Annotated in this window: 23 protein-coding genes; 14 read left to right on the top strand and 9 right to left on the bottom strand. The window is 72.0% G+C overall.

The window, feature by feature from the left end; genetic code table 11:
* Nucleotides 1–21: 21 nt before the first annotated feature.
* The 4 genes from DRV84_RS04430 to DRV84_RS04415 all read left to right on the top strand — a co-directional run bounded on the left by DRV84_RS04430 (nucleotide 22) and on the right by DRV84_RS04415 (nucleotide 4,104).
* Nucleotides 22–744, top strand: coding sequence for a competence/damage-inducible protein A (locus DRV84_RS04430; protein WP_115978664.1), 723 nt, complete (start codon nucleotides 22–24; stop codon nucleotides 742–744).
* Complete coding sequence (locus DRV84_RS04425; RefSeq protein WP_115978663.1) at nucleotides 741–1,481, top strand: GNAT family N-acetyltransferase; 741 nt, start codon at nucleotides 741–743, stop codon at nucleotides 1,479–1,481. The genes DRV84_RS04430 and DRV84_RS04425 overlap by 4 nt, the downstream gene beginning before the upstream one ends.
* Before the next feature lie 3 nt (nucleotides 1,482–1,484).
* Nucleotides 1,485–2,054, top strand: coding sequence for a peroxidase-related enzyme (locus tag DRV84_RS04420; protein WP_115978662.1), 570 nt, complete (start codon nucleotides 1,485–1,487; stop codon nucleotides 2,052–2,054).
* A 301-nt stretch (nucleotides 2,055–2,355) separates the two neighbouring features.
* Entirely contained in the window at nucleotides 2,356–4,104 is a 1,749-nt protein-coding gene (locus tag DRV84_RS04415; RefSeq protein WP_115978661.1) for a SulP family inorganic anion transporter, read from the top strand.
* Nucleotides 4,105–4,185: 81 nt separating this feature from the next.
* Here the strand turns inward: DRV84_RS04415 and DRV84_RS04410 are convergent, their stop codons facing one another.
* Together DRV84_RS04410 and DRV84_RS04405 are read right to left on the bottom strand one after the other, a co-directional pair.
* Nucleotides 4,186–5,091 carry a LysR family transcriptional regulator gene (locus DRV84_RS04410; protein ID WP_115978660.1) on the bottom strand — a complete coding sequence of 302 codons (906 nt, stop codon included), beginning with the start codon at nucleotides 5,089–5,091 and terminating at the stop codon, nucleotides 4,186–4,188.
* Between the two features lie 129 nt (nucleotides 5,092–5,220).
* Nucleotides 5,221–7,242, bottom strand: coding sequence for an NADPH-dependent 2,4-dienoyl-CoA reductase (locus tag DRV84_RS04405; RefSeq protein ID WP_115978659.1), 2,022 nt, complete (start codon nucleotides 7,240–7,242; stop codon nucleotides 5,221–5,223).
* Nucleotides 7,243–7,367: 125 nt separating this feature from the next.
* Here DRV84_RS04405 and DRV84_RS04400 point away from each other — a divergent pair, with 125 nt between their 5' ends.
* From DRV84_RS04400 to zapE, 6 genes are all read left to right on the top strand, one after another.
* Nucleotides 7,368–8,294, top strand: a complete 927-nt coding sequence (locus DRV84_RS04400) for an AEC family transporter (RefSeq protein ID WP_115978658.1) — start codon at nucleotides 7,368–7,370, stop codon at nucleotides 8,292–8,294.
* A gap of 179 nt (nucleotides 8,295–8,473) precedes the next feature.
* Nucleotides 8,474–9,304 (top strand): S-formylglutathione hydrolase, encoded by an 831-nt coding sequence (fghA, locus tag DRV84_RS04395; protein ID WP_115978657.1) that lies wholly within the window; start codon nucleotides 8,474–8,476, stop codon nucleotides 9,302–9,304.
* The gene (locus tag DRV84_RS04390) at nucleotides 9,301–9,747 is read left to right on the top strand and encodes a YaiI/YqxD family protein (protein ID WP_115978656.1); all 447 of its coding nucleotides are present in this window, start codon (nucleotides 9,301–9,303) and stop codon (nucleotides 9,745–9,747) included. Before fghA ends, DRV84_RS04390 begins: the two co-directional genes overlap by 4 nt.
* A gap of 121 nt (nucleotides 9,748–9,868) precedes the next feature.
* Entirely contained in the window at nucleotides 9,869–10,489 is a 621-nt protein-coding gene (locus tag DRV84_RS04385; protein ID WP_115978655.1) for an HAD family hydrolase, read from the top strand.
* Complete coding sequence (locus DRV84_RS04380; RefSeq protein ID WP_115978654.1) at nucleotides 10,486–11,403, top strand: ornithine cyclodeaminase family protein; 918 nt, start codon at nucleotides 10,486–10,488, stop codon at nucleotides 11,401–11,403. Before DRV84_RS04385 ends, DRV84_RS04380 begins: the two co-directional genes overlap by 4 nt.
* A gap of 394 nt (nucleotides 11,404–11,797) precedes the next feature.
* A complete protein-coding gene (gene zapE / locus DRV84_RS04375) occupies nucleotides 11,798–12,865 on the top strand; it encodes a cell division protein ZapE (RefSeq protein WP_115978653.1) in 1,068 nt (355 codons plus the stop codon).
* Nucleotides 12,866–13,161: 296 nt separating this feature from the next.
* On the opposite strand, the gene DRV84_RS04370 is transcribed toward zapE, so the two are convergent.
* The 3 genes from DRV84_RS04370 to DRV84_RS04360 are packed head-to-tail and all read right to left on the bottom strand — an operon-like array spanning nucleotide 13,162 to nucleotide 16,373.
* On the bottom strand, nucleotides 13,162–14,445 hold the full coding sequence (locus tag DRV84_RS04370; RefSeq protein ID WP_115978652.1) for a bifunctional folylpolyglutamate synthase/dihydrofolate synthase: 1,284 nt from the start codon (nucleotides 14,443–14,445) through the stop codon (nucleotides 13,162–13,164).
* Between the two features lie 22 nt (nucleotides 14,446–14,467).
* Nucleotides 14,468–15,415: an acetyl-CoA carboxylase, carboxyltransferase subunit beta gene (gene accD, locus DRV84_RS04365; protein WP_115978651.1), complete on the bottom strand. Its 948-nt coding sequence runs from the start codon at nucleotides 15,413–15,415 to the stop codon at nucleotides 14,468–14,470.
* Between the two features lie 52 nt (nucleotides 15,416–15,467).
* Nucleotides 15,468–16,373, bottom strand: a complete 906-nt coding sequence (locus DRV84_RS04360) for a CPBP family intramembrane glutamic endopeptidase (protein WP_115978650.1) — start codon at nucleotides 16,371–16,373, stop codon at nucleotides 15,468–15,470.
* A gap of 122 nt (nucleotides 16,374–16,495) precedes the next feature.
* Between DRV84_RS04360 and ilvD the strand changes: the two genes are divergently transcribed.
* From ilvD to DRV84_RS04340, 4 genes are all read left to right on the top strand, one after another.
* Nucleotides 16,496–18,259, top strand: a complete 1,764-nt coding sequence (gene ilvD, locus DRV84_RS04355) for a dihydroxy-acid dehydratase (RefSeq protein ID WP_115978649.1) — start codon at nucleotides 16,496–16,498, stop codon at nucleotides 18,257–18,259.
* A complete protein-coding gene (locus DRV84_RS04350) occupies nucleotides 18,240–18,863 on the top strand; it encodes a dihydroxy-acid dehydratase (RefSeq protein WP_147298831.1) in 624 nt (207 codons plus the stop codon). The genes ilvD and DRV84_RS04350 overlap by 20 nt, the downstream gene beginning before the upstream one ends.
* A 76-nt stretch (nucleotides 18,864–18,939) precedes the next feature.
* Nucleotides 18,940–19,674 (top strand): DUF6478 family protein, encoded by a 735-nt coding sequence (locus tag DRV84_RS04345; protein WP_239994978.1) that lies wholly within the window; start codon nucleotides 18,940–18,942, stop codon nucleotides 19,672–19,674.
* Nucleotides 19,675–19,684: 10 nt separating this feature from the next.
* Entirely contained in the window at nucleotides 19,685–20,053 is a 369-nt protein-coding gene (locus DRV84_RS04340) for a hypothetical protein (RefSeq protein WP_115978646.1), read from the top strand.
* A gap of 64 nt (nucleotides 20,054–20,117) precedes the next feature.
* Here DRV84_RS04340 and DRV84_RS04335 read toward each other — a convergent pair whose 3' ends face one another.
* The 4 genes from DRV84_RS04335 to DRV84_RS04320 all read right to left on the bottom strand — a co-directional run bounded on the left by DRV84_RS04335 (nucleotide 20,118) and on the right by DRV84_RS04320 (nucleotide 23,828).
* Entirely contained in the window at nucleotides 20,118–20,942 is an 825-nt protein-coding gene (locus DRV84_RS04335; RefSeq protein ID WP_115978645.1) for a cytochrome c1, read from the bottom strand.
* A gap of 29 nt (nucleotides 20,943–20,971) precedes the next feature.
* Nucleotides 20,972–22,312: a cytochrome b gene (locus tag DRV84_RS04330; RefSeq protein WP_115978644.1), complete on the bottom strand. Its 1,341-nt coding sequence runs from the start codon at nucleotides 22,310–22,312 to the stop codon at nucleotides 20,972–20,974.
* A 12-nt stretch (nucleotides 22,313–22,324) separates the two neighbouring features.
* On the bottom strand, nucleotides 22,325–22,888 hold the full coding sequence (gene petA / locus DRV84_RS04325; RefSeq protein ID WP_115978643.1) for a ubiquinol-cytochrome c reductase iron-sulfur subunit: 564 nt from the start codon (nucleotides 22,886–22,888) through the stop codon (nucleotides 22,325–22,327).
* A 328-nt stretch (nucleotides 22,889–23,216) separates the two neighbouring features.
* Entirely contained in the window at nucleotides 23,217–23,828 is a 612-nt protein-coding gene (locus DRV84_RS04320) for a glutathione S-transferase (protein WP_115978642.1), read from the bottom strand.
* Nucleotides 23,829–23,934 lie beyond the last annotated feature (106 nt).

Below are 23,934 nucleotides of genomic sequence, written 5' to 3'. Positions count from 1 at the left end.
GCCCGGCAAGGAGCGCAGCCCATGTCCAACCCCACCGCCGCGATGCTCGTGATCGGGGACGAGATCCTCTCGGGCCGGACGCGCGACTCGAACATGTACCACCTCGCCGGGGAGCTCACGCGGCGCGGCATCGACTTCCGCGAGGCGCGGGTGGTGGCCGACGACCACGGCGCCATCGTCGAGGCGGTGCAGGCGCTCGCCGCGCGCTGGGATCACGTCTTCACCTCGGGCGGCATCGGGCCGACGCACGACGACATCACCGCAGAGGCGGTCGCCGCGGCCTTCGGCCTGCCGATCGACGTGCGCGACGACGCCCGCGCGATCCTGCAGGCGCATTACGACCGGCAGGGGCTCGAACTGAACGAGGCGCGGCTGCGCATGGCGCGCATTCCCGAGGGCGCGACGCTGATCGACAACCCGATCTCCGCCGCGCCGGGCTTCACGCTCGAGAACGTGCACGTCATGGCGGGCGTGCCCACCATCTTCGAGGCGATGGTGGCGAGCGTGCTGCCGACGCTGGTGGGCGGTGCGCCGCTCCTGTCGCAGACGCTGACGGTCGAGCGCGGCGAGGGGGACGTCGCGGCCCTCCTCGAAGAGATCGCCTCGGCCTACCCGGATCTTTCCGTCGGCTCCTACCCCTTCATTCAGGGGGGCGTGCACGGGGTGCGCGTCGTCGTGCGCGGCACCGACAAGGCGCAGGTGGACGCCGCCGTCACCCGGCTCGCGGGGATGCTGGAGGCATGACCGCCGAGGCGCTGCGCCTTCTGGAGGCCGGCGAGGCGACCTGGCCCCCGGCGCGGCGCTGGACGCTCGGGCCATGGGTGCTGCGCGTCGGGCAGGGTGGCGGCAAGCGTGTCTCGGCGGCGACGGTGGCCGAGCCCGGCGCGGTGCCCGAGGCCGCCGCGCTGGCCGAGGCCGAGGCAGCGATGGCGGAGATGCGGCAGGCGCCGCTCGTCATGGTCCGCCCCGGCGAGGCGGCGCTCGACGCCATGCTGGAGCGCGCGGGCTACGACCGGCTCGACCCGAGCGTGATCTGGCACGCGCCGATCGAGCAGCTCACCGACCGGGCGGTGCCGCGCCTTTCCGCGCTCACGGTCTGGGAGCCCCTGCAGATCATGCGCGAGATCTGGGCCGAGCACGGCGTCGGCCCCGCCCGGCAGGCGGTGATGGAGCGCGCGCCGCAGCCCAAGACGGGGCTTCTCGCGCGGCAGAACGATCACCCGGCGGGCACCGGCTTCGTCTGCGTGGCCGACGGCGTGGCGATGGTGCATGCGCTCGTCGTCGTCCCGCGCGAGCGGCGGCAGGGCGCGGCGCAGTGGGTCATGCGCGGCGCCGCGCAGTGGGCCGCGGCGCAGGGCGCGCGCGAGATCGCCGCCGCCGCCACGCGCGACAACGCCGCCGCGGCCGGGCTTTATGCGGCGCTCGGGATGCGGCAGGCTGGCGCCTATCACTACCGGATCAAGCCCGCGGAGGGGCGCTGAGAGATGGACGACGACCGACCGACCGCGCTCGACCTGCCCCCGGTCGATCCGCTGCCCGAGGCGACGCGGAAATACTTCGAGGTCTGCGAGGAGAAGCTCGGCATGGTGCCGAACGTCCTGCGCGCCTACGCCTTCGACACGACCAAGCTCGACGCCTTCACGGCGATGTACAACGACCTGATGCTCGGGGACTCGGGGCTCTCGAAGCTCGAGCGCGAGATGATCGCGGTCGTCGTCTCGGCGGTGAACCGGTGCTATTACTGCCTGACGGCGCACGGCGCGGCGGTGCGCCGGCTGTCGGGCGACCCGAAGCTGGGCGAGATGCTGGTGATGAACTGGCGCGTCGCCGATCTCGACGCGCGGCAGACCGCGATGCTGACCTTCGCCGAGAAGGCGACGAAGGCCAGCGCCGAGATCACCGAACTCGACCGCGAGGCGCTGCGCAGCGTCGGCTTCTCCGACCGCGACATCTGGGACATCGCGGCGGTCGCGGGGTTCTTCAACATGACCAACCGGGTGGCCAGCGCGACGGGGATGATCCCCAACGCGGCCTATCACGCGCAGGCCCGCTGAACGCGCGCGGCGGGCCTGATCGCCTGCGCGGGCCTGCCTGCCGGGGTGCGCGCCGCGCCCGGCGCTCATGTCCTTCCCGCCGGGACCCGGCGCGCGGCGGCGGGCGGAAATCAGGCTGCTGGTGATCGCACGCTCCGGGCGCAACGGCGTTTGCACCGCATCGATCCCGACCGCCGAGCGCCAGTGGCGGGCAACCTGACGGAGGCGGGGCACCGCGCGCTGGCGTGGGTCGCCCCTTTACTTATTCGTCTTTTGGAATATATACCGCCCACGCCGGAGACCCGCGACGGGAGCGCGCGCCATGACCCTGCCGAGCCTCGCCGCGCTGGAGCGGCATCTGCCCATACTGCAATGGTCGCGCGCCTACACGCGCGAGACGCTGACCTCCGACCTCGTGGCGGCGGTGATCGTGACCATCATGCTGATCCCGCAGTCGCTGGCCTATGCGCTGCTCGCGGGGCTGCCGGCGGAGATGGGGCTTTACGCCTCGATCCTGCCGCTCGTGGGCTACGCGATCTTCGGCACCTCGCGGGCGCTCGCCGTGGGGCCGGTGGCGGTGGTCAGCCTGATGACCGCGGCGGCGATCTCGAACCTTGGGATCACCGACCCGGCCGAGTATGCCGCGGCGGCGATCACGCTCGCCTTCCTCTCGGGGGCGCTGCTGACGGTGCTGGGGATCTTCCGCCTCGGCTTTCTGGCGAATTTCCTGAGCCATCCGGTGATCGCGGGCTTCATCACCGCCTCGGGCATCCTGATCGCCACCTCGCAGCTCAAGCACATCCTCGGGATCGAGGCGGAGGGGCACACGCTGCCCGCGCTCGTCTCGTCGCTCTGGGCGCATCTGCCCGAGACGAACCCCTACACGCTGGTGATCGGCGTGGGGGCGACGGCGTTTCTCTTCTGGGTGCGCAAGGGGCTGAAGCCGCTGCTCGCGCGCATTGGGCTCAAGCCGCGCGCCGCCGATCTGGCCGCCAAGGCGGGGCCGGTGGCGGCGGTGGTGGTGACCACGCTCGCCGCCTTCGCCTTCGGCCTCGGCGAGCGGGGCGTGGACATCGTGGGCACCGTGCCGCAGGGCCTGCCGCCGCTGACCGCGCCGCGGCTGGACCTCGACCTCGTCGCGCAGCTTCTCGTGCCGGCGGTGATGATCTCGATCATCGGCTTCGTCGAATCGGTCTCCGTCGCGCAGACGCTCGCCGCCAAGAAGCGCCAGCGCATCGTCCCCGACCAGGAGCTCGTGGGCCTCGGCGCGTCGAACATCGCGGCCTCGGTGACCGGGGGTTACCCGGTGACGGGCGGCTTCGCGCGCTCGGTCGTGAACTTCGACGCGGGCGCCGAGACGCCGGCGGCGGGCGCCTTCACCGCCGTGGGCATCCTCGTCGCAGCGATGCTGCTGACGCCGCTTCTCTTCTTCCTGCCCACCGCCACGCTCGCCGCGACGATCATCGTCGCGGTGCTCAGCCTCGTGGATTTCTCGGTCGTGCGGCACGCCTGGACCTACTCTAAGGTCGATTTCGCCGCCGTCTCGGCGACGATCCTCCTGACGCTGGGCTTCGGGGTCGAGATCGGCGTCGCCTCGGGGGTGGCGCTCTCCATCGCGCTGCATCTCTACAAGACCTCGCGCCCGCATGTCGCCGAGGTGGGCCGCGTGCCGGGGACCGAGCACTTCCGCAACATTCGCCGCCACGCGGTCGAGACGCACCCCGCGATCGTCACGCTCCGGGTGGACGAAAGCCTCTACTTCGCCAACGCGGCCTTCCTGCAGGATTACGTCTACGACCGCGTCGTGGGCGACGACGCGGTGCGCCACGTCGTGCTGATGTTCTCGGCGGTCAACGAGGTGGACCTCTCGGCGCTCGAAAGCCTCGAGGCGATCAACACCCGGCTCGACAGCATGGGCATCCGCCTGCACCTGTCCGAGGTGAAGGGGCCGGTGATGGACCGGCTGAAGCGGAGCCACTTCCTCGACAACCTGACGGGGCGGGTGTTCCTCTCGCAGCACGAGGCGATGCGCGCGCTTCTGCCCGACGACGGGCGCGACGCCGCCGAGTGATCGCCGCCACGGTCACGGAAAAGCCCCCGGACCGTCGCCGGCCCGGGAGCAGTCGAGGGAGGTCGCGACCGGCGGCGCGCGTCACCAGTCCTTCGGCCCCTTGCCGGCGAAGGCGTGGGCCAGAAAATCGATGAAGGCGCGCACCTTGGGCTGCGTGAAGCGGCCCGGCGGATAGACGGCGTAGATCCCCTGCGTCTCGAGCGGCAGTTCGGGGATGGCGTCCACGACCCGCCCCTCCGCCATGGCCGGCGCGTAGAGGAAGGCGGGCAGATAGGCGATGCCGAGCCCGGCGACGCAGGCGTTCAGCAGCGATTGCCCGTCGTTCACGCTGAGGCAGCCGGCGGTGCGCACCTGACGCTTCTCGCCCGAGGGCGCGGTGATGCGCCACGCGCTGCCCGAGGCGGGGCTCGCATAGTGCAAAAGCTTGTGGTCGTTCAGGTCGTCGATGCGCGTCGGCCGCCCGTGGCGCTGGAAATAGGAAGGCGCGCCGACCATGCGCTTCGCCGTCTCGGCGAGCTTGCGGGCGCGCAGGCTCGAATCCTGCAGGTCGCCGATGCGCACCGCCATGTCAAAGCCCTCCGAGATGAGCTCCACGTAGCGGTTGTTCAGCACCATGTTCACGCTGATGTCCGGAAACTCGTGCAGGAAGTCGCCGAGGATCGGCGACAGGTGGTTCACCCCGAAATCCGTGGCGACCGAGATCCGCAGGAGCCCCGAGGGCGCCGACTGCATCGAGGTCACCAGCGCGTCGGCCTCGCCCGCGTCGTTGAGCACGCGCCGCGCGCGGTCGTAATAGGCCAGCCCGATCTCCGTCGGGCTGACGCGGCGCGTCGTGCGGTTCAGCAGCCGCGCGCCCAGCCGCGCCTCGAGGCTCGCGACGTGCTTGGAGATCGCGGACTTCGAGAGACCGAGCTTCTTCGCGGCGTCGGTGAACCCGCCCTGGTCCACCACGGTCGCGAACGCCTCCATCTCCGTCAGCCTGTCCATGCCTCACCTCTCGGCCCGTGCGTGTCTGGGGCCCGGTTTGGCGCGGAAATCAGGCGGTTTTGCGACCCGGAGCCGACAATACAGGGGAGCCGGCCGCTGTGTCGCGCAAACCGAAACGCCGCTCGGCGTTCAGAGCGCCGCGGCGAGGCGCGTGCCCTGGTCGATGGCGCGCTTGGCGTCGAGCTCGGCGGCCACCTCCGCGCCGCCGATCACGTGCACCGCGACGCCGCGGGCGGCGAGCGCGTCGGCGAGGCTGCGCTCGCTCTCCTGACCCGCGCAGAGCACCACGGTGTCCGCCGCGATCAGCCTCGGCCGCTCGCGCGCCTCGCCGAAGGAGACATGCACGCCGTCGGCGTCGATGCGCTCGTAATTGACGCCCGAGACCATCTCGACGTCCTTCATCCGAAGGCTCATGCGGTGGATCCAGCCCGTCGTCTTGCCGAGGCGCTTGCCAGGCTTTTCCGCCTTGCGCTGCAAGAGCGTGACCTTGCGCGCCGGCGGCTCCGGGTGCGGCTGGGCGAGCCCGCCGCGCGTCTCGGCCGGATCGCCGACGCCCCACTCCGCGCGCCAGAGCGCGAGGTTCTCGGTCGGGCTCTCGCCCTCGTGGACGAGGAACTCCGCCACGTCGAAGCCGATGCCGCCGGCGCCCACGATGGCGACGTGCGCGCCCACCGGGGCCTTTCCGCGCAGCACGTCGACGTAGCTCACGACGTTGGGGGCGTCCTGTCCCGGGATGCCGGGATCGCGGGGGGTCACGCCGGTCGCGATCACCACCTCGTCGAAGCCGTTGAGATCCGCCGCGCCCACCGCCCGGCCGAGGCGCAGCGTCACGCCGTGCACCTCCAGCATCCGCGCATACCAGTCCACGAGGCCGTCGAACTCCTCCTTGCCGGGGATCACGCGCGCCATGTTGAGCTGCCCGCCGATCGCGTCGTCCCGGTCGAAGAGCGTGACGGCGTGCCCCCGCTCCGCCGCCGTGATCGCCGCCGAGAGCCCCGCGGGCCCCGCGCCCACGACGGCGACGCGTTTCGCGGCCGGCGTCGGCGCGACCACCAGCTCCGTCTCGAAGCAGGCGCGCGGGTTGACGAGGCAGGAGCTCACCTTGAGCGCGAAGGTATGGTCGAGGCAGGCCTGGTTGCAGGCGATGCAGGGGGCGATCTCGTCCGCGCGGGCCTCCATCGCCTTCTTCACGAAATGCGGATCGGCGAGGAAGGGGCGCGCCATGCTCACCATGTCGGCGCACCCCTCGGCGAGCACGCGTTCCGCGACCTCGGGCGTGTTGATCCGGTTCGAGGTGACGAGCGGCACCGAGACCTCGCCCATCAGCCGCTTGGTGACCCAGGCGAAGCCCGCCCGCGGCACCGAGGTGGCGATGGTCGGCACCCGCGCCTCGTGCCAGCCGATGCCGGTGTTGATGATGTCGGCGCCCGCGGCCTCCACCGCCCTGGCCAGTTGCACGACCTCCTCGTGGGTCGAGCCCTCGGGCACCAGGTCGATCATGCTCAGCCGGTAGATCACGATGAAGTCGGGCCCCACGGCCTCCCGCACGCGGCGGACGATCTCCACGGGCAGGCGCATCCGGTTCTCGTAGGGACCACCCCAGTCGTCGGTGCGCTTGTTCACGTGGGTGACGAGGAACTGATTGATGAAATAGCCCTCGCTCCCCATGATCTCGACGCCGTCATAGCCCGCCTCGCGCGCGCGGGCGGCCGTCGTGGCGAAATCGGCGATCTGTTTCTCGATGCCTGCGGCGTCGAGCTCCGTGGGCGTGAAGCGCGAGATCGGCGATTTCACCGGCGACGGCGCGACGCAGTCCTTGCCGTAGGCGTAGCGGCCGGCGTGCAGAATCTGCATGGCGATCTTCCCGCCGTGCTCGTGGACGCGGTCCGTCACCATCCGGTGGTTGGCGATGTCGGTCTCCGAGAAGAGCCCCGCCGCCCCCGGAAAGACCGCGCCCTCGCGGTTGGGCGCCATGCCCCCGGTCACCATCAGCCCGACCTCGCCGCGCGCGCGCTCGGCGTAGAAGGCGGCGATGCGGTCCCAGTCGCCCACCTCCTCGAGGTTGGTGTGCATCGAGCCCATGATCACCCGGTTCTTCAGCGTCGTATGCCCCAGGTCGAGCGGGCGCAGCAGGTGCGGATAATCGGCCATGGTCCCTCCCTCTTCGGGCCAAGACATGGCGCGCGCGGGCGATCGTGTCACGGGAAAACGCCGCGTCGCGGTCCGGGAGCGATGCCAGATTGACCGCCCGCCCGCCGCGGCCTTACGACGGTGCGATGCTGGACATCCTGCTCGAGACGCTGCCCTTCTTCGCGCTGATCGGCCTCGGCTACGGCGCGGGGCGGACGGGATTCTTCACCGCCGAAGCGACCGCCTACCTGACGAAGTTCGTCTTCTACTTCGCGCTCTCGGCGATGCTCTTCCGCTTCGCGGCCAACCTGTCGCTCGGCGAGGTGCTGAACTGGCGGCTGGTGGGCGCCTATCTCTGCGGCACGGCGGCCGTCTACGCGCTGGCGATGCTGGTGGCGTTCCTGCGCGGGCTCGACACGCCGACCGCGGCGGTGGAGGCGCAATGCGCGGCGATCGGCAATACCGGCTTTCTCGGCGTGCCGATGCTGACGCTCCTGCTCGGCGCCGAGGCGATCGGGCCGGTGATGATGGCGCTCGCCGTGGACCTGATCGTCTTTTCCAGCCTGATCGTGATCCTGATCACCGGCCCGCGCGACGGGCGCATGTCGGTGCGCGTGCTCGGCACGGTGGGGATGGGGCTGCTGCGCAATCCGATGATCGTGGCGATCTCGCTCGGCTTCGCGTGGTCGGCGATAGGCCATCCGCTGCCGGAGCCCGCCGACGCCTTCCTCGCGCTCCTCGGCGCGGCGGCGACGCCCGGCGCGCTCTTCGCCATCGGCGCCTCGCTCGCGACGAAATCTGCCGAGCGCGTCTCGGTCGCCGCCTGGCTCAGCGTCGCCAAGCTCGTGCTGCACCCGGCGGCGGTGGCGCTGGCGGTCTTCGTGGTCTTCCCGGTCGAGCCCTACCAGGCCGGCGTCGTGACCGCGGCCGCGGCGCTGCCGGTGGCGGGCAACGTCTACATGCTGGCGCAGCACTACGGCGTCGCGCCGCAGCGCGTCTCGGCGGCGATCCTCTTCTCCACGGCGGCGAGCATCCTCACGGTGACCTTCGTCATCGCCCAGCTTCCGGGCTGAGCGCCGCCCGTTTGCGCCCGCGCCCCGCGCTGCTAGGAGAGGCGCGCAACCGCAGCTGAGGAGCCCGCCCATGCAGACCGTGTCCGAAAACCGCGCCTTCGGCGGCGTTCAGGGGGTCTACACCCACACCTCCGNGCGCTGCTAGGAGAGGCGCGCAACCGCAGCTGAGGAGCCCGCCCATGCAGACCGTGTCCGAAAACCGCGCCTTCGGCGGCGTTCAGGGGGTCTACACCCACACCTCCGAGGCCTGTTCCTGCGACATGACCTTCGGTCTCTACCTGCCGCCGCAGGCCGCGCGCGGGCCGGTGCCGGTGCTCTGGTATCTCTCGGGGCTGACCTGCACGCACGAGAACGCGATGATCAAGGCCGGCGCGCAGGGCTGGGCGGCGCGGCACGGGCTCGCCGTCGTCTTTCCGGATACGAGCCCGCGCGGCGAGGGCGTCGCCGACGATCCGCACTACGACCTCGGGCAGGGCGCGGGCTTCTACGTGAACGCGACGGAGGCGCCCTGGGCGCCGCATTTCCGCATGTGGGATTACGTGGCCGAGGAGCTGCCCGGCCTGATCGCCGAGCAATTCGCCGTCGATCCTGAGCGGCAGGCGATCACGGGGCATTCCATGGGCGGGCACGGCGCGCTGACGCTCGCCATGGGGCTGCCGGGGCGCTACGCCTCGGTCTCGGCCTTCGCGCCGATCGCGCATCCGACCTCGGCCGACTGGGGACGCAAGCAGCTCGCGGCCTACCTCGGCCCGGACGAGGGCGCATGGGCGGCGCATGATTCCACGCTCGCCATGCGCGCGCGCGGCTTCGACGGCGAGGTGCTGATCGATCAGGGGCTCTCGGATCAGTTCATCGACACGCTGAAGCCCGAGGCGCTGGGCGAGGCGATGGCGGCCCGCCGGCAGCCGGGACGCCTGCGGCTGCAGAAGGGTTACGATCACAGCTACTTCTTCGTGGCGAGCTTCATGGCCGATCACGTGGCCTTCCACGCCGAGGCGCTCGGCGCGTGACCGTCTACGTCGATGCCGACGCCTGCCCCGTGAAGGCCGAGGCCGAGCGGGTGGCGACCCGGCATCGCGTGCCCCTCGTTCTGGTGTCCAACGGGGGGCTGCGCCCCTCGGAGAACCCGCTGGTGGAGGTGGTGACGGTGCCCGAGGGCCCCGACGCCGCCGACCTCTGGATCGCCGAACGCGCGGGGCCGGGCGACGTGGTGGTGACCGCCGACATGCCGCTCGCCGCGCGCTGCGTCGAGGCAGGCGCGCAGGTGCTCAAGCCCGACGGCGCGGCGCTGACCGAGGCGAACGTGCGCGAGGCGCTGGCGATGCGCGACCTGATGACCGACCTGCGCGCCGCCGATCCCTTCCGGCAGGGCGGCGGGCGCAGCTTTGGCAAGGCCGACCGGTCGCGCTTTCTCGACGCGCTGGAGCGCGCGCTCCGCGCGGCGCGGCACTAGCGCGGCTTTACAACGCCGCGCGGCTCGCGTTTCCTGACGCCGGAGCGGTGCGCAAACCCCTTGCAAGGGGTTTGCAAGGCGCTTCGAAGCGCCTTGCCCGGCGGCGACCGAAAGGAGCGGCATGAGACCCGACGCGGTGATCTTCGACATTGGCAACGTGCTGATCGAATGGCGCCCCGAGCGCTTCTACGACGCCGAGGTGGGCGAAGCGCGGCGCCGCGCCCTGTTCGCGGCCGTCGATCTGCACGCCATGAACGACGAGGTGGACCGCGGCGCCGACTTCCGCGAAACGATTTACGCCACCGCCGAGGCCGTCCCGGAATTCCGCGCGGAAATCCGCATGTGGCACGACCGCTGGATCGAGCTCGCGCGGCCCGAGATCCCGAGGTCCGTCGCGCTGATGCGCGCGCTGCAGGCGCGCGGCGTGCCGGTCTTCGCGCTCACCAACTTCGGCGTCGGCAGCTTCGAGGTGGCGCGCGCGCACTACCCCTTCCTCGACGCCTTCGACCGCGCCTACGTCTCGGGGCACATGGGCGTCATCAAGCCCGAAGACGAGATCTACGCGCGGGTCGAGGCCGACTGCGGCCTCGCGCCCGAGCGGCTGCTCTTCACAGACGACCGCGCCGACAACATCGCCGCGGCGGCGGCGCGCGGCTGGCAGACGCATCACTTCACCGGCCCCGAGGGCTGGGCGCACCGCTTGGTCGCGGCGGGGCTTCTCGACGAACGGGAGGCGGCATGAGCGTCCCCGTGATCCCCTTCGAGGCCGGCGAGGCGCGGCTCGACTGGCTCGCGCTCTGCGACGCCTTCGAGGCGGGCCACCGCCTGCCGCGGGCCGAGATCGCCGACAGTTTCCTCTATCGCGGGGCCGACACGCTCCTGTCGCGCGCGGCCTGGATCGACGGGCTGGGCCTCGCGGTGAAATCGGCGACGATCTTTCCCGGCAACGGCGAGTGGGGTCTGCCCAGCGTCAACGGCGGCGTGAGCCTCTACGCCGACGACACCGGCGTGCTGGAGGCGATCGTGGACTTCCACCTCGTCACCAAGTGGAAGACCGCGGGCGACAGCCTGACCGCCGCGCGCCGCCTCGCCCGCCCGGACGCCCGCGAGATCCTGATCGTGGGCGCCGGCACCGTCGCGCGCTCGCTCCGCGAGGCCTACGCCGCCGCCTTCCCCGGGGCGCGCTTCACCGTCTGGAACCGCGCGCGCGCCCGCGCCGAGGCGCTCGCCGCCGATTTCCCCGGCATGGCGGTCGCCGACGACCTCGAGGCCGCCGTGCGGGGCGCCGACATCGTCGCCTCGGCCACCATGGCGACGACGCCGCTGATCCGGGGCGACTGGCTGCGCCCGGGCCAGCACCTCGACCTGATCGGCGCCTTCCGCCCCGACATGCGCGAGGCCGACGATGCGGCGCTCGCCCGCGCGCGCGTCTTCGTGGACAGCCGCGACACGACGATCGGCCACATCGGCGAGCTGAAGATCCCCGTCGAGGCGGGCACCTTCCGGGCCGAGGACGTGGTGGCGGATTACTACGACCCGCCGGAGACCTTCCGCCGCGCGACGGACGACGAGATCACGCTCTTCAAGAACGGCGGCGGCGCGCATCTCGACCTGATGTGCGCGCGCTATATCCTGGAGCGCTGGCAGGCGGGCTGATACCGGCCGGCCTGCGTGTGGTGGTGCGCGCTCGCGCGCGCGATCTCGGGCACTGCGTGCGGTTTCGGGGGCGCTGCCCCCGAGCCCCCGGAGTATTTGGGCCAAGATGATGGGGTGCGCTCCGCCCCGCGCGGCGCGTGGGCATGTGCCTGCGGCGCCTCGGGCGGTGCGTGCGGGGGCCGGGCGCGCTCCCCGGTCCCTGCCGTGCCTGATGCGCCGCCGCGCGCCCGGCCCTGCGCACTCCGGCCGGAAGCGGCCGGCCTGTGCGGGTCCACGTGCGCCGGGGGCGGCGCTGCGCGCGACGTGCTGCGGCGGGCCGGGGGCTCCCGCCCGGCCCCGTGCGGCCGGCCGCGCCGTCTTTCCGTCGCGCGCGCGCCGCGCTAGGGAGGCGGGCATGGCGACGGTGATGCAGGATCTCTACGCGGAGAAGGTGGCCTCCGGCGCGATCGACCCGGACCCGGCGCAGGAGGCGGCGCTGCCGGAGTTCGAGCGCATCCTCGAGGGGCTCGCGCAGCCGGTGCGGCGCGGTCTTTTCCGGCGCGCGCCCGCGCCGCCGAAGGGGCTTTACCTCTGGGGCGGGGTCGGGCGCGGCAAGTCGATGCTGATGGATCTCTTCGCGGGGGCGGTGCCCGTGCCCGCGCGGCGCGTGCATTTCCACGCCTTCATGCAGGAGGTACACGCGGGCATGGCGGAGGCCCGCGCCCGCGGCGTGGACGACGCGGTCACCCCGGTGGCGAAACGCATCGCCGACGAGGTGCGTTGCCTCGCCTTCGACGAGATGCAGATCACCGACATCACCGACGCGATGATCGTGGGCCGGCTTTTCGAGGGGCTCTTCGGCGCGGGCGTCGTGGTGGTGGCGACCTCCAACCGCCCGCCGGACGACCTTTACAAGGACGGATTGAATCGCGCGCTCTTCCTGCCCTTCATCGCGCTCCTGAAGGAGCGGATGGTGGTGCAGGAGCTCGCCGGCGGGACCGACTATCGCTCTGGCCGCCTCGCCGGGAGCCCGGTCTATTTCACGCCCGCCGACGCGGAGGCGCGCGCGCGGATCGACGCGATCTGGCAGGGGCTGACCGGCGGCGAGACGGCGCCGCTCACCCTGCGGGTGAAGGGGCGCGACGTGGTGCTGCCGGAGTTTCACAACGGCGCGGCGCGCGTGCGGTTTCACGACCTCTGCGGCCAGCCGCTGGGCCCGGCGGATTACCTCGCCGTGGCGGAGGCGGTGCGGCTTCTGGTGATCGACGACATCCCGCGGCTCTCGCGGTCGAACTTCAACGAGGCGAAGCGCTTCGTCACGCTCATCGATGCGCTCTACGAGGCGCGCGTGCGCCTGATCGCCTCGGCGGCCGACGTGCCGGAAAGCCTTTACGTCGAGGGCGAGGGCAGCTTCGAGTTCGCCCGCACCGCGAGCCGCCTGCGCGAGATGATGAGCCACGGCTGGGGGCAGGCGGAGGGCTGAGGCGGCTTCGCCGTGCCTTGGCGCTCGTTTCGGGGCTCCGTTCGACACTTGCGGGTCGTCTAACCTTGGGCGGCGCCGAGCGCCGCGTGCGCTGTCCGGCTCCACCTTTCCGCGGTTGTGCCGAAGGCCCCGGCGCGTCGGATCTTGCGAGAGCGCGACCGACCGCGCCTCGCCCGTGCGCCCGCGCCTGCCGCCTTGTAGCGGACCCGCCGAAAGCCCCGGGCTGCGCCAGGTCGGCGGCTCTTGCGACAGCAGGCCGGTGCGGTCGGGCGCCCCGCGTCCGGCCGTCGCCCCGTTCAGCCGCTCTCGCGCAGGATCTGCCCGGCGAGGTAGAGCGAGCCGCAGATCAAGACGCGCGCCGCCGGGGTTTCGGCGGTGATCGCGGCGAGGGCCTCGGCCGGGCTGGTGGCCGTGCGCGCCCTGTGGCCCGCGGCCTCCGCCGTGGCGGCGAGCGCCTCGGGGTCGAGCGCCGCGGCCTCGCCCGCGATCGGCACGGCGGTGAAGCTCTCGGCCGCCTCGGCGAGCGGGGCGAGGTAGCCGGTGGCGTCCTTGGTGGAGAGCATCCCGCAGATCAGATGCGTGGGCCGGGCGGGGAGGCTCTTCAGATGCGCGGCGAGCGCGGCGCCGGCGGCGGGGTTGTGCCCGCCGTCGAGCCAGAGCTCGGCCTCCGGCGCGGCCTCGGCCAGCGGGCCGCGGCGCAGGCGCTGCATCCGGGCGGGCCACTCCGCCCGCGCGACCGCCGCCGCGCAGGCGTCCTCTCCGAAGCCGAGGTGACGCAGCGCGGCCACCGCCGCGCCCGCGTTGGCGAGCTGATGCGCGCCGGGCAGGGCGGGGCGCGGCAGGTCGAGAAGCCCGCGCTCGTCCTGAAAGACCATGCGCCCGCGCTCCTCTCCGACGTGCCAATGCTCGCCGTGAAGGAGGAGCGGCGCGCCCGTGCGCGCGGCCTGCCGCGCGATCACCTCGCGCGCGGCGTCCTCCTGCGGGCCGACGACGCAGGGCGTGCCGCGCTTGAGGATGCCCGCCTTCTCGAAGGCGATCTTCTCGAGCGTGTCGCCGAGGAACTGCTCGTGATCCATCGCCACGGGGGTGATGATGGTGAGCTCCGGCGCGTCGAGCACGTTCGTCGCGTCGAGCCGCCCGCCGAGGCCGGTCTCGAGCAGGGTCCACTCGGCTGCGCGCCGGGAAAAGGCCAGAAGGGCGGCGCAGGTCGTGATCTCGAAATAGGTGATCGGGGCGCCGCCGTTCGCCGCCTCGCATTCGTCGAGGACGGCTGTGAGCTCCGCCTCGGGGATCAGCTCCCCGGCGAGGCGGATGCGTTCGTGGAAGCGGGCGAGATGCGGCGAGGTGTAGGCGTGCGCGCGCTGCCCCGCGCCCTCGATCCCCGCGCGCAGGAAGGCGAGCGTCGAGCCCTTGCCGTTCGTCCCGGCGAGGTGGATCGCCGGCGGCAGCGCGCGCTCGGGGTGGTCGAGCGCGGCGAGCAGCCGCCACACCCGGTCGAGCGTCAGGTCGATGACCTTCGGGTGCAGCGACATCAGCCGCGCGAGCACGAGGTCGGAGGGCGCGGCGTCCTGCGCGGTCATGGGCGGGCGGTCCTTTCGCGCGTCAGCCCTCGGCGGGCCGCTCGGTCGTGTCCTCCGGCGCCTCCGCCTCCGGCTCCGGCACGGCCGGGCCGGGGGCGGGCAGGTCGCCCTTCACCGCCGGGGGGAGCCCCATCAGCATCCGGGTCACGGTGATGAGCTCGTCGCGCATCTCGAGGCGGTGGGTCACGCGGTCGAGCATCCCGTGGTCGCGCAGGTATTCCGCGCGCTGGAAGCCCTCGGGCAGCTTTTCGCGGATGGTCTGTTCGATCACGCGCGGCCCGGCGAAGCAGATCAGCGCGCCCGGCTCCGCGATCTGGATGTCGCCGAGCATCGCGTAGCTCGCCGTGACGCCGCCCGTGGTGGGATGGGTGAGCACCACGATGTAGGGCAGTCCTGCCTCCTTCACCATCTCGACGGCGACGGTGGTGCGCGGCATCTGCATCAGGCTGAGGATGCCCTCCTGCATCCGCGCGCCGCCCGCGGCGGAGAAGAGGATCAGCGGGCGCTTCGTCTCCACCGCGCGGCGGGCGGCGGCGATGATCGCGTTGCCCACGTACATCCCCATCGAGCCGCCCATGAAGGAGAAATCCTGCGCCGCGGCGACGACGGGCGTGCGCCCCATCTCGCCCTCGGCGACGAGCATCGCCTCCTTCTCGCCGGTGGCGCGCTGCGCGGCACGCAGGCGGTCGGGATACTTCTTCTGGTCGCGGAACTGCAGCGGATCGGCGACCGGCGCGGGCACCTCGACCTCGGTGAAGACGCCGGCGTCGAAGAGCGCGCGGAACCGCATGCGCGGCGCGATCGGCATGTGATGGCCGCAGGAGGTGCAGACGTTCAGGTTCTCCGCGATCTCGCGGTGAAAGAGCATCGTCCCGCACTCGTCGCACTTCGTCCAGAGGTTCTCCGGCATCTCGCGCCGGGAGAAGATGGAGTTGATGCGGGGGCGGACGTAATTGGAGATCCAGTTCATGGCGCCTCGCTGACCGTGGCGGGGAGATAAGCCCGCCCCGCGCGGAATGCAATCAGCGCCGCAGCGCCACGCGCGCGGCGAGCCACGAACAGACGAGCATCCCCATTTCCACCGGCATCGCGGCGCGCAGCATCCCCGGGTCCTCGCTCGCCCCCGGGACGGTGTAGAGCGCGAGCCCCGAGAGCGCGCCCTCCATCGCCGTGAAGGCGATGGGAAAGACGTTGTTCATGAAGTGCATCGCCACGGCGGGGCCGAGGTTGCCGGCGCGCGCCGTCACGTCGGCGAGCGCCAGCGCGAAGAGCCCGGTCCAGAGCGCGACCAGCGCCGCGTTGTCGCCGAAGTCGGCCGGCACGTAGTGCCCGGCCGCGAAGAGCGCCGCGGGCACCCCCATCCAGACGAGGGGCGAGGCGAAGCGCGCGGCGAGCTGCTGTTGCAGGTAGCCGCGGAACAGAAGCTCCTCCGCCCCCGTCTGGATCACCAGCGCGGCGAGCGTCAGCGGCAACAGCGCCGCCCAGACGCCGGGGGCGAGGTTGGGCTCCGGCTCCGCGCCGCCCGGCCCGGCCCAGGGCGGCAGCACCGCCACCGCGGCGTAGAGCAGCGCGAGCGCGCCCACCACGCGGAAGAAGTCCCGCACCGCGCGGGCGACGGAGGGGCCGATCAGGCTCGCCGCGCTGCGCCCGTGCAGGTGGTGCGCCGCGGCCACCGCGCCGAGCGCCATGAAGGCGAAGCTGCCGAGCAGGATCAGCGCGCTCGCCGGGGTGGTGCCGGTGCCCTCGCCCATGGTGAGCTCGGCGTAGAGCGTCTCGGGCGCGAGGGCGTAGAGCGCGGCGCGCAGCGCGCTCTGCAGGCCGAAGAGCACTGCCGCCACGACGACGAGCCCCGCGATCAGGCGCCAGATCTCGGGCCGGGCGCGGGCGGGGGCGACATAGGCGTCGTGCGGGGCGTAGGCGACTGTCATGGCGCAGAGCTAGGGCGCCGGGCGCCCCGGCGCAATCTCGCCGCACCCGGTCGGCCCCGAACGGCCTTGTGCGGCGGGGGGGCTTTCCCTATTCCCCTGCGTGAGCGATCAGGGAGGCGTGCATGCTCAAGCGTCCGTTCGACAAGTCCAAACTGCCGAGCCGCTACGTGACGGAGGGCGCCGCGCGCGCGCCGCACCGCTCGTATTACTACGCGATGGGCATGACCGAGGAGGAGATCCACCAGCCCCTCGTCGGCGTCGCCACCTGCTGGAACGAGGCCGCGCCCTGCAACATCGCGCTGGCGCGGCAGGCGCAGTCGGTGAAGATGGGCGTCAAGGAGGGCTCGGGCACCCCGCGCGAGTTCACCACCATCACCGTGACCGACGGCATCGCCATGGGCCACGAGGGGATGCGCTCCTCGCTGCCCTCGCGCGAGGCGATCGCCGACACGGTGGAGCTCACGGTGCGCGGGCACTGCTATGACGCGCTCGTCGGGCTCGCCGGCTGCGACAAGTCGCTGCCGGGCATGATGATGGCGATGGTCCGGCTGAACGTGCCTTCGGTCTTCATCTACGGCGGCTCCATCCTGCCGGGGAAGGCGCCGAACGACCCCGAAGTGCCCGAGGATTTCCGCACCCGCGACCTGACCGTGCAGGACATGTTCGAGGCCGTCGGCCGCAACCAGAACGGCGAGCTCTCCGACGCCGCGCTCGCCATCCTCGAGCGCGTCGCCTGCCCGAGCGCGGGCGCCTGCGGCGGGCAGTTCACGGCGAACACCATGGCCTGCGTCTCCGAGGCGATCGGGCTGGCGCTCTTCAACTCCTCGGGCATGCCCGCCCCCTACGAGAGCCGCGACCAGTACGGCGAGGCCTCGGGCCGCGCGGTCATGGACCTCATCGAGAAGAACATCCGCGCCCGCGACATCGTCACGCGCAAGAGCCTCGAGAACGCGGCGCGCGTCGTGGCCTGCACCGGCGGCTCGACCAACGCGGGGCTGCACCTGCCGGCGATCGCGCACGAGGCGGGGATCGACTTCTTCCTCGACGACGTCTGCGAGATCTTCCGCGACACGCCCTATTTCGTGGACCTGAAGCCCGGCGGGCAGTTCGTCGCGAAGGACCTCTACGAGGCGGGCGGCCTGCCCGTGGTGATGAAGGAACTGCGCAAGGCGGGCCTCATCCACGAGGACTGCGTCACCGCCTCCGGCGAGTCGATCGGCGAGTCGCTCGACCGCGTCAGCTACGAGGCCGACGGCCGCGTCATCCACCCGATCGAAAAGCCGCTCACGAAGACCGGCGGCGTCGTCGGGCTGAAGGGCAACCTCGCCCCCGAGGGCGCCATCGTGAAGGTCGCCGGCATCGCCCCGGAGAACCAGGTCTTCACCGGCCCGGCGCGCGTCTTCGACTCCGAGGAAGAGGCCTTCGCCGCCGTCAAGGCGCGCGAATACGAAGAGGGCGAGGTGCTCGTCATCCGCAACGAAGGCCCGAAGGGCGGCCCCGGCATGCGCGAGATGCTGGCCACCACCGCCGCGCTCTCGGGGCAGGGCATGGGCAAGAAGGTCGCGCTGATCACCGACGGCCGCTTCTCCGGCGCGACGCGCGGCTTCTGCGTGGGCCACGTCGGCCCCGAGGCGGCGCAGGGCGGGCCGATCGCCCTTCTGAAGACCGGCGACATGATCACCATCGACGCGGTCGAGGGCGCGCTCTCCGTCGCGCTCTCCGACGAGGAGCTCGCGGCGCGGCGCAAGGACTGGGCCGGCCCGCGGCCCACGAACTACGCCTCCGGCGCGGTCTGGAAATTCGCGCAGACGGTGGGGCCGACCTACAAGGGCGCGGTCACCCATCCCGGCGCCAAAGCCGAGACGCATGTCTACATGGATATCTAGCGCCGCGCTCGCCGGCGCGGCGCTCGCCCTCGCGGCTTGCGACGCGGCCCGCCCCGGCGGTCCGCCCGCGCGCGAGGCGGTCGTCGCGCGGGGCGCGGTGGTGGTCAAGGCGCCGCCCGGCTACTGCGTGGACCGCGCGGCGGTGCGCGACAGCGCGACCGGCAGTTTCGTGCTGCTGGCGAGCTGCGCGAGCCTCGCCCCCGAGAGCGAGGGGCCGCGGGCGCTGCCGGCGCTGATGACCGTCAGCGTCTCGGCCGCCGATCCCGCGCTCGCCCCGCCGGACGCCGCGGCGCTCACCGCCGCCGCGCCGGTCGAGGTGCTCGCCGCGCGCCAGCGGGGCGCGCTCGCGCTCGCCCATCTCGCCGAGGGCGGCGCCGAGGTGCTGCCGGGGGGCGATCCGCGCCACTGGCGCGGGGCGGCGCGCGCGGGCGAGCGGGTCGTGGGGCTCGCGCTCTACGCCCCGACCGACAGCCCGCTCGCCGGGGAGGCGGGGGCGAACCTGCTCGCCGCGCTCGCCGCGCGAATCGAGACGCGCGCCGTCGCGCCGGCCGAGGCGCTGGAGCCCGACGGTGTCGGCACGATGTTCGCCGGTTTGTTCAACTGAAACGGTTTCCCTGCTACGACGTCGACACGAGGGACAGGACATCGGCGGGATGGGCGACGACGGACCGATCGGCCGCATGAGGCAGGACGCGGCGCTGCGCCAATGGCGCCGCGCGGCGCGGCGGGCGGAGACGGCGCCGCTCGCGGCGCTGCGCGACGGTCGCGCGCGCGCCCTGCCGCTTCACCGGGCACTGGGGCAGTTCCTCGCCGTGGCGGACCGGCGGCTCGCGGCCGACGCGGCGGCGGCGCCCGATGTGGCCGTGCCGGGCACCGACTGGGCCTGGCGGCCCGAGGCGTGGCGCGCGCCCCTTGCGTCGGCGTCGGGCGTGACGCCCGTCTCAGGCGTGCGGCTCGGCGCCGATCTCGCGCTCTTTCACGACTGCCCCTTGGGCGAGATCGCCATCGCGCAGGACGGCCCATGGGGGCAGGAGGGCGCGCCCTGCGCGCTCGCCGTCGAGGTGTTCGGCTTCGCCGGAAGCTACCTGTCCCTCGCCCTCGATCTGCCGAGGGACGCGGCCGAGGGGCTCCTGCGGCGCCACGTGGTGCGCGCCGCGCTCACGCTCGCGCTGGAAGAGCCGCTCGCCGTCTACGCGCGGCTCAACATCCGCCACGGCCCCAACACCGAGCAGATCCTGCGCGAGGTGCCCGTGGCCGACGCGCCCGCGGTGGTCGAATTCGACCTCGCCTATTCGGCGCTCAACGAGAAGCGGGTGGAGCGGCTCTGGCTCGACCTGATCTTCGAGCGGCCCGCGATGAACCGGATCGCGCTCGGCGACGTGGTGCTCTCGCGCCACCCGCGGGCCGCGCTGTGAGGGAGGAACCATGACCGACGGCCTCAGCGTGACGCGCACCCGATTCGCCAACGGCGTCTGGGAGGGCGAGGTGCAGGGCGCCGGCGCGGACCGCCCGGCGGTCGAGGTGCTGCACGCGGGCCGCCCGGTGCCGGAGGTCCGCCTCACCGCGGACGAGGCCGGGCGCTGGCACCTGCGGGTGCCCGTGCCGCCGGCGCTGGTGGGGGAGGGGGTGCATACCCTCGTGATTCGCGCGGCCGGGACGGGCGAGACGCTGGAGCGCGTGACGCTCGCCGCGGGCGAGGCGCTCGAGGACGATCTGCGCGCGGAGGTCGGGCGCCTGCGCGCCGAGCTCGATCTTCTGAAGCGGGCCTTCCGCCGGCACCTGCGCGAGGGCTGAACGGGCAAGAAAAAACCCCCGCGCCGGGCGGCGCAGGGGCGTTTCGCGGGCGATCCTGCCGCGCTCAGCTCTCGTCGGACTTCGCGCGGGCCTTGATCGGCGCCCAGATGCGCTTGTTCGTCAGGTAGAGCAGCACGGTCAGCACCGTCAGGAACAGCACGCCGGTGAAGCCGGCTTGCTTGCGCTCCATCATCTTCGGCTCGGCCGTCCACATCAGGAAGGCGGCGACGTCCTTGGCCATCTGCTCCTCGGTGGCCGGGGTGCCATCCTGATACTCGACCGCGCCCTCGTAGAGCGGCGGCGCCATGTTGATCCAGCCGCCATCCATGACCTTGTTTTCGTAGAGGAGCGCACCGGCCTCCAGCTTGTCCTCGCCGGTGTAGCCCATCAGCAGCGAGGCGATGTATTCGGCGCCGCCCATGCCCTTGAAGAGCTGGTTGAGGCCGGTGCCGTAGGGGCCGCTGAAGCCCGCGCGCGCCTTCGCCATGAGCGAGAGGTCGGGCGCGCCCTGGCTCTCGTTCGCGGGGAAGTGGTTGACGGGCTTGAGCTCCTGCACGTCGCCGGTGTCGGGATCGACGATATCCGGGTTGGCCGCCGGATCGATGACCATCAGGTCCGCCGCGTAGGCGCGGACCTGATCCATCGGCATGCCCGGGCCCGTCTCGCTCGACAGCGTGCGGATCGGCACGTGCTCCAGCCCGTGGCAGGAGGCGCAGACCTGCGTGTAGACCTGCAGGCCCCGCTGCAGCTGCGCCTGATCGTAGGTGCCGAACGGCCCCTCGAAGGAGAAGTCGTAGTCGGTCACCTCGCCCGCGCCGCCGGCGGCGAAGGCCCCGCTGCCGGCCACGGAGAGCGCGGTGGCAGCGGCGATGGCGAAGGTTCTGAACATGTCTCGCGGTTCCTTTCTGTCGGCCCGGGTCACTCGGCGGGGGTCTCGGCGATCTTGGTCCCGCCGGAGGGCGCGAGGTGTTCCTTGAAGTCTTCCTCGATGGTCGCGGGCTGCGGCGCCGGCTTCTCGAAGACGCCGAGCAGCGGCAGGATCACCAGGAAGAAGGCGAACCAGTAGGTCGCGCCGATCAGGGCGATGGTCGGATAGATGCCCTCGGCCGGCATGGCGCCCGCCCACATCAGGACGAAGAAGTCCACGCAGAAGAGGGCGAACCACCACTTGAACATCGGCCGGTAGCGGCCCGAGCGCACGTTCGAGGTGTCGAGCCACGGCACCAGCGCAACCACGATGATCGAGCCGAACATGGCCAGCACGCCGAAGAACTTCGCGTCGATGATGCCGCCGGTGATGAAGCCCGCGAACTGCACGATCCAGACCGAGTCGTCGAAGGCGCGCAGGATCGCGTAGAAGGGCAGGAAGTACCACTCCGGCACGATGTGCGCGGGCGTCACGAGCGGATCGGCCTCGATGTAGTTGTCGGGGTGCCCGAGGTAGTTGGGCATGAAGCCGACGATGGCGAGGAAGACGATGAAGATGATGCCGAGCGCGAAGAGGTCCTTCATCACGAAGTAGGGCCAGAAGGGCACGGTGTCCTTCTCGGCCTCGGCCTTCGAGGTGCGGCGCACTTCGACACCCGTCGGGTTGTTGTTGCCCGTCGTGTGGAAGGCCCAGATGTGCACCATCGACAGCCCGAGGATGATGAAGGGCATCAGGTAGTGCAGCGAGAAGAAGCGCTGCAGCGTCGCGTTGCCCACGGCCGGGCCACCCTGCAGCCACACCAGCAGCGAATCGCCCACGAAGGGGATCGCGCCGAAGAGGCCGGTGATCACCGTCGCGCCCCAGAAGGACATCTGACCCCAGGGCAGAACGTAGCCCATGAAGGCGGTGGCCATCATCAGGATGTAGATCAGGATGCCGATGATCCAGGTGATCTCGCGTGGTTCCTTGTAGGAGCCGTAGTAGAGCCCGCGCGCGATGTGCGCGTAGACCGCCACGAAGAAGAGCGACGCGCCGTTCATGTGGATGTAGCGCAGCATGTGGCCGCCGTTCACGTTCCGCATGATGTGCTCGACGCTGGCGAAGGCCATGTCGGCGTGCGGCGTGTAGTGCATCACCAGCACGATGCCGGTGACGATCTGCAGCACCAGCGTGAAGGTGAGCACGATCCCCCAGATCCACATCCAGTTGAGGTTCTTGGGCGTGGGGATCATGATCGTGTCGTAGAGCAGGCCGACGATCGGCAGACGCCGATGCAGCCACTTCTCGCCGCCCGAGGCGGGCTCGTAATGGTCGTGCGGAATTCCGGACATCGGTGCGCCTCCTTAGCCCAGCTTGATCGTGGTCTCGTCGACGAACTCGGCGACGGGGATGTGCAGGTTCTCGGGCGCGGGGCCTTTGCGGATACGCCCGGCGCCGTCGTAGTGCGAGCCGTGGCAGGGGCAGAACCACCCGCTGTAGTCGCCCGCGCCGTCGCCGATCGGCACGCAGCCGAGGTGCGTGCAGACGCCGATCTGCACCAGCCACTCGCCGTCCGCGTCGAGCGCGCGGTTGGCGTCCGTGGCGGGCGCGTCGCCGCCGACGTTGGGGTTGCGCGCGATCGGGTCGATCAGGCTGTCGACGTCGACGTCCTGTTCGGCGGCGATTTCCTCGGCGGTGCGGCGACGGATGAAGACCGGCTTGCCGAGATACTTCACCGTGAGCTGCGTGCCGGGCTGAAGCGTCGAGATGTCGACGCGGATGGTCGACAGCGCCTCGACGTCGGCGGAGGGGTTCATCTGGTCGACGAGGGGCCAGATGGCGGCGCCGGCCGTCACCGCCCCCGCGCCGGCCGTCGCGTAGTAGAGGAAATCGCGTCTGGTTCCCTGATGGTCCTCAGCGTGGGACATGCGGCTTCTCCATCTCTGGGCCGGCTCGGGCCGGATCAATGCCACGCCCGACCGCAGCGCGGTCCGGGCGTCATCGTTTGGCTATGTAGCGAGCCGCGCGGGAGCCGTCCAGCGATACAATGCCGCGCCCCCGCGGCGCCGATGCCGCGGCGGCGCTTCTTGAGGCCGGCGCGGGCCGGGTATAACCTCTCGCGCTCCGGTCGTCGGGCTGTCGATGGCGGCGCGTCTTCGCTCGCCCGGCCCGGACGGTCGGGGGCGCCGGCCCTGCCGAGGGCAGGCGCGGTGCCGCCACGGCGGCGCGCCGCTCGTCAGCCCGGGCGCCCGACGTTCACGGCGCCGGCGGGCGCGTGGCGACCATCGCGGGCCGCTTGGCGAAGACCGCGAACCAGTCGTCGAGCGCGCCGCGGCCCTCGCGCCAGTTGCGCTCCGGGTGGCGGAAATCGAGGTAGCCGAGCGCGCAGCCCACCGCGATCTGCCCGATGTCGAGCCGGCCCGAGAGATGGCTCATCCAGCGCCCGCCGAGCGCGTCGAGCGCGCGGGCGATCTTCGCCCACTGCGCCTCGAGCCAGTCCTCGGAGCGGTGCGGCTCGGGCCGGAAGCGCGTCTCGTAGACCATGAGCACCGCCGCGTCGAGGATGCCGTCCGCCGTCGCCTCGAGCGTCGCCACCTCCCAGATGCGGCTCTCGGGATAGAGCGCGCCCCCGGCGCGGTCGTTCAGGTAGCGGCAGATCACCCGGCTGTCGTAGAGCGCCGGCCCGTCGTCCCGCACGAGCGCCGGGATCTTGCCCAGCGGATTGACCGTGGCGAGCCGCGGGTCGGTCCCGAGGGGCGTGGTCGCGGTGTCGATCTCCTCCACCTCCGCGTCCAGGCCGAGTTCGCGGACGGCGACGCGCACCTTGCGCACGTAGGGCGAGGCGGCGGAGGCATGAAGCTGGAGCATCGGGCGGTCTCTCTTGTCGATCGCATGCAGGCTGCGCCGCGGGGGCGGAGCTGTCAACGCGGGGCGCGAGCGGGGACGGGAGGAGGGGGCGCTGCCCCCTCTTGGC

The sequence above is a fragment of the Rhodosalinus sediminis genome (genome assembly GCF_003385555.1).
Taxonomy (GTDB): domain Bacteria; phylum Pseudomonadota; class Alphaproteobacteria; order Rhodobacterales; family Rhodobacteraceae; genus Rhodosalinus; species Rhodosalinus sediminis.
Note: the sequence above shows the minus strand (reverse complement) of the source record. Positions and strands in the feature narration are given on the sequence as shown.

Coding starts and splice junctions, on each gene's coding strand:
- DRV84_RS04405 (WP_115978659.1), bottom strand. CDS start 7,242: ATGGCCGATTATCCGCACCTGCTGCGCCCGCTCGACCTGGGGCATACG.
- DRV84_RS04415 (WP_115978661.1), top strand. CDS start 2,356: ATGACCCTGCCGAGCCTCGCCGCGCTGGAGCGGCATCTGCCCATACTG.
- DRV84_RS04320 (WP_115978642.1), bottom strand. CDS start 23,828: ATGCTCCAGCTTCATGCCTCCGCCGCCTCGCCCTACGTGCGCAAGGTG.
- DRV84_RS04340 (WP_115978646.1), top strand. CDS start 19,685: ATGACCGACGGCCTCAGCGTGACGCGCACCCGATTCGCCAACGGCGTC.
- zapE (WP_115978653.1), top strand. CDS start 11,798: ATGGCGACGGTGATGCAGGATCTCTACGCGGAGAAGGTGGCCTCCGGC.
- DRV84_RS04350 (WP_147298831.1), top strand. CDS start 18,240: ATGTCTACATGGATATCTAGCGCCGCGCTCGCCGGCGCGGCGCTCGCC.
- DRV84_RS04360 (WP_115978650.1), bottom strand. CDS start 16,373: ATGACAGTCGCCTACGCCCCGCACGACGCCTATGTCGCCCCCGCCCGC.
- accD (WP_115978651.1), bottom strand. CDS start 15,415: ATGAACTGGATCTCCAATTACGTCCGCCCCCGCATCAACTCCATCTTC.
- DRV84_RS04330 (WP_115978644.1), bottom strand. CDS start 22,312: ATGTCCGGAATTCCGCACGACCATTACGAGCCCGCCTCGGGCGGCGAG.
- DRV84_RS04335 (WP_115978645.1), bottom strand. CDS start 20,942: ATGTTCAGAACCTTCGCCATCGCCGCTGCCACCGCGCTCTCCGTGGCC.
- DRV84_RS04380 (WP_115978654.1), top strand. CDS start 10,486: ATGAGCGTCCCCGTGATCCCCTTCGAGGCCGGCGAGGCGCGGCTCGAC.
- DRV84_RS04420 (WP_115978662.1), top strand. CDS start 1,485: ATGGACGACGACCGACCGACCGCGCTCGACCTGCCCCCGGTCGATCCG.
- DRV84_RS04385 (WP_115978655.1), top strand. CDS start 9,869: ATGAGACCCGACGCGGTGATCTTCGACATTGGCAACGTGCTGATCGAA.
- fghA (WP_115978657.1), top strand. CDS start 8,474: ATGCAGACCGTGTCCGAAAACCGCGCCTTCGGCGGCGTTCAGGGGGTC.
- ilvD (WP_115978649.1), top strand. CDS start 16,496: ATGCTCAAGCGTCCGTTCGACAAGTCCAAACTGCCGAGCCGCTACGTG.
- DRV84_RS04430 (WP_115978664.1), top strand. CDS start 22: ATGTCCAACCCCACCGCCGCGATGCTCGTGATCGGGGACGAGATCCTC.
- DRV84_RS04370 (WP_115978652.1), bottom strand. CDS start 14,445: ATGACCGCGCAGGACGCCGCGCCCTCCGACCTCGTGCTCGCGCGGCTG.
- DRV84_RS04425 (WP_115978663.1), top strand. CDS start 741: ATGACCGCCGAGGCGCTGCGCCTTCTGGAGGCCGGCGAGGCGACCTGG.
- petA (WP_115978643.1), bottom strand. CDS start 22,888: ATGTCCCACGCTGAGGACCATCAGGGAACCAGACGCGATTTCCTCTAC.
- DRV84_RS04410 (WP_115978660.1), bottom strand. CDS start 5,091: ATGGACAGGCTGACGGAGATGGAGGCGTTCGCGACCGTGGTGGACCAG.
- DRV84_RS04400 (WP_115978658.1), top strand. CDS start 7,368: ATGCTGGACATCCTGCTCGAGACGCTGCCCTTCTTCGCGCTGATCGGC.
- DRV84_RS04345 (WP_239994978.1), top strand. CDS start 18,940: ATGAGGCAGGACGCGGCGCTGCGCCAATGGCGCCGCGCGGCGCGGCGG.